This window comes from Alistipes sp. CAG:268 (assembly GCA_000434235.1).
In the GTDB taxonomy this organism is placed as follows: domain Bacteria; phylum Bacteroidota; class Bacteroidia; order Bacteroidales; family Rikenellaceae; genus Alistipes; species Alistipes avistercoris.
The window spans coordinates 32,978-36,623 of sequence record FR892019.1 but is presented as its reverse complement, the minus strand read 5'-3'; the positions used below and the strand labels follow the sequence as shown (position 1 = coordinate 36,623).

General features: G+C 63.1%; 3 protein-coding genes. 1 reads left to right on the top strand and 2 read right to left on the bottom strand.

The window, feature by feature from the left end; translation table 11 throughout:
- Nucleotides 1–765, top strand: a 765-nt coding sequence (locus QZL63_RS09790; RefSeq protein WP_290586792.1) for a TonB-dependent receptor domain-containing protein, incomplete at its 5' end; no start/stop codon positions are given.
- Between the two features lie 101 nt (nucleotides 766–866).
- On the opposite strand, the gene QZL63_RS09785 is transcribed toward QZL63_RS09790, so the two are convergent.
- Nucleotides 867–1,766 carry a Ppx/GppA phosphatase family protein gene (locus QZL63_RS09785; protein WP_022309122.1) on the bottom strand — a complete coding sequence of 300 codons (900 nt, stop codon included), beginning with the start codon at nucleotides 1,764–1,766 and terminating at the stop codon, nucleotides 867–869.
- On the bottom strand, nucleotides 1,763–3,646 hold a 1,884-nt coding region (ppk1, locus tag QZL63_RS09780; protein WP_290586789.1), incomplete at its 5' end, for a polyphosphate kinase 1. The genes ppk1 and QZL63_RS09785, both read right to left, overlap by 4 nt.

Below are 3,646 nucleotides of genomic sequence, written 5' to 3'. Positions count from 1 at the left end.
ACGACGCTCGCACGTCCGAAGTTCCGCCAGATGGTGCCGGGCGACCGTGTGAACCTCCATGACGAGGAGTACACGATGGGCAATCCCGACCTGCGCAATACGGTGTCGAACAACTACGACCTGATGTTCGAGTACTACTTCCGGTCGATCGGCCTGGTCTCGGCCGGCGTCTACTACAAGCAGATCTCCGACTTCATCGTCGATGCGATGGTCGAGGACCAGGTGATCGCCGGGACGGAGTTCAAGGAGCTCTACAAGGCCGTCAATGCCGGCGATGCGAACCTGTTCGGCGTAGAGGTGTCGTTCCAGCGCGACCTGGGATTCATCTCCCCGGCACTCAAGAACTTCGGCGTCTACACCAACTACACCTACAACCACTCGAAGGTCACACGCCTGACCGATCCGATCTTCGCCGGCCGCAATGCCGACGACATCCAGCTTCCGGGTACGCCCGAGCATACGGTCAATGCCTCGCTCTATTTCGAGAACCGCCGCCTGACGGCCACCCTCTCGTACAACTACGCCAGCTCGTTCCTCGACAACGAGGAGATGGGCATGACCCCCTTTACGGACCGCTATTATGACAGCGTGAACTACCTCGACGCCAATGTGTCGGTGCGCGCCACGAAGTTCCTCTCGGTCTACGCCGAGGTGGGCAACCTGCTCAACCAGCCGTTGCGCTACTATCAGGGAACGAAGGACCGGGTGCGGCAGGCCGAATACTACGGCATCCGCTTCTCGGTCGGAGCGAAGGTCCGCTTCTGATCCCCACGGGACCGACAACCGAAAACGATCGGGCCGCACCGGAGAGGTGCGGCCCGATTTCGCATGTGTGCGGGGTACGGAAGGATCCGTGTGGCCGGCGGTCAGGCAAAGGGGTTGTACTGGCGGTAGAGCTGGTGGATGATGCCGTCGGCCAGTCCCATGCGCGGTACGCACACCGTGTCGATGCGGCAGATGCGCAGCACCTCGGTGAAGATTTTCAGGGCGGGGACGATCACCTCGGCCCGGCTCTGGTTCAGGTAGAGCTGCTCCATGCGCTCCTCGACCGACATGTCGCGCAGCCGGGCATAGAGTGAAGTCAGTTCCTTGGCCCGGATGCACTCCCGGGACTTCTTTTCGAGCATCTTGTGCACCTTGTTGATGTTGCCGCCCGATCCGATGATGCCCGAAGGGTGCCATTTTTCGTCGATCTGTTCGAGCCACCTTCCGAAACGCTCCCATTCGGCCGGTTCCTCGGCACGGCTGAAGATCCGCACGGTGCCCAGCCGGAACGAGCAGGCATCAACCTTGCGCCGGCGGGCGTAGACGACGATCTCGGTGCTGCCGCCGCCCACATCGACATAGAGGTAGGTCTTCGCCGGGTCGAGTGTCTCGCGCAGCCCCCCGGCCGCGAAGATCGTGCCGGCCTCGGCCTCGCCGCTGATGATCTCGACCGAGATCCCGCTGCGGTTGCGGATCAGCGAGACGACCTCGCTGCCGTTTTCGGCCTCGCGCATGGCGCTCGTGGCGTAGGCGCGGTAGTCCTTGACCGCGAAGGCGCGGGAGAGCGCCGAAAAACCCTGCATGGCATCGCACAGCGCTTCGGCCTTGCCGTTGCTGATGCGCCCGCGCAGAAAAACGTCGTCGCCCAGCCGGATGGGAACCCGGACAAAGGCGGCCTTCTTGTATTCGGTGCGTCCGTCCTCGTAGGCTTCGACGTAGTCGATCAGAAGACGGATCGCGTTCGAGCCGATATCGATGGCTCCGAAAGTCTCCCTGTTCATTTCTCCTTTTCGCTTTGTTCCTTGTAATAGTCGTACAGCGCCGTCTGGCTGCGTACGGGGCACTGTCCCGGAGCGGGTTTCAGATGGGGATTGTCCGCTTGGTCCGCAAGGTCGCGTGCCTTCACGTTGTCCGACCACTGGATGGCGAAGACCTTGCGCAGGAGTCGCTGGATCTGCCGGTCGAGGATCGGCGTGCAGACCTCGCCCCGGCGGTCGAGGTTGCGCGACATCCAGTCGGCCGACCCGATGTAGGTCCGTTCGTCGCCGTCGTTGCAGAAGATGAAGAGCCGGGCGTGCTCGAGGTACTTGTCCACGATGCTGATGGCCCGGATCCGCTCGCTCATGCCCTCGACCGAGGGGCGCAGGCAGCAGGCTCCGCGGACGATCAGCCGTACCTCGACGCCGGCCTGGCTGGCCCGGTAGAGGCGGTCGATGATCCGTTCGTCGGTCAGTGAGTTGCATTTGGCGTAGATATAGGCCTTGCGTCCCTTGCGGGCGTTGCGCGTCTCTCGGTCGATCAGTTCGCCGAACGCCTCGCGCATGTAGTAGGGCGATACGAGCAGGTGCTTGTACCTGAACTGCTTGTGGCTGTTCGTGAGGAACTGGAACACGTTGCGGACATCCTCGACGATCCCCTTGTGGGCGGTCAGCAGACCGAAGTCGCCGTAGATCGCCGCCGTATTCTCGTTGAAATTGCCCGTCCCGATGTAGGCGTATCCGCGCAGTCCGGAGGATTCGCGCCGTTCGACGAGTACGGTCTTGCAGTGCACCTTCAGGTCCTCGATGGCGTAGATGACCTTCACGCCCTCGCGTTGCAGCAGGTCGGTATGTTCGATGTTCTGCTCCTCGTCGAAGCGGGCCTTGAGTTCGACGAACACGGAGACCTGCTTGCCGTTTCGGGCGGCATTGACGAGGGCGTTGATTACCTTCGAGTGCTCGGCCGTGCGGTAGAGCGTGATCGAGATGCGCTCGACGTGGGGATCGATGGCCGCTTCGCGCAGGAAGTCGATGAAGTGCTGGAACGAGTGGTAGGGGTAGTTGAGCAGGATGTCCCTGCGGCGCACGACTTTCAGGATGCTCTGGAAGGGGATGATGTCGCGGTGGCGGAGCGGGGCCGGATTGACCGTCCGCAGGTCGGGCCGTACGTCGGGGAACTTCATCAGGTCCTTCATCAGGTGGTACCGGTCGCCCGGCGCCAGCATCCCGGGGTTCGAGAGCTTGAGTTTGCGGGCCAGCATGTCGAGCAGGTCGGCCGGCATGTCGCGATCGTAGATCAGGCGGATGGGCGAGCCGTAGCGGCGGCTTTCGACCCCTTCGGCGATGCGTTCGAAGAGGCTCTTCGAGACGTCGTCGTCGATCGTCAGTTCGGCGTCGCGCATGATCTTGAAGGTGTGTGCGGAGATGGTGTCGTAGGAGAACATGAAGAAGATCTCGTCGATCATCAGCCGGATGATGTCGTCGAGGAAGATGACATCGCGCCGCCCCGGCTCCGAGGGGAGAACGACGAAGCGCGGGCATGCCGAGCTGACCGGCACCTGGATGACGGCGTAGCGCACCGACGTGCCGCCCGTACAGCCCATCCGGACGCCGAGGTAGACGTTTCCGTCGGGCAGGAACGGGATGCGGACCGATTTGCGGAGCATGAGCGGCACCAGGCGCGGCGAGACGACCGATGCGAAGTACGTGCGGCAGAACTCCTGCTGGTGCGGCGTGAGACCGGTTTCATCGACGACGAAGATCCCTTCGGCCTCCATCTCGCGGAGCAGTCCGCGGTAGGTCTCCGCAAACCGGGCCTGTGCCCGTTCGGCCTGCCTGCTCACCTCGGCGAGCAGGTCGGCGGGCGTGTATCCGCCGCGCAGCTGTCGGGGGCCCCGCCGGCC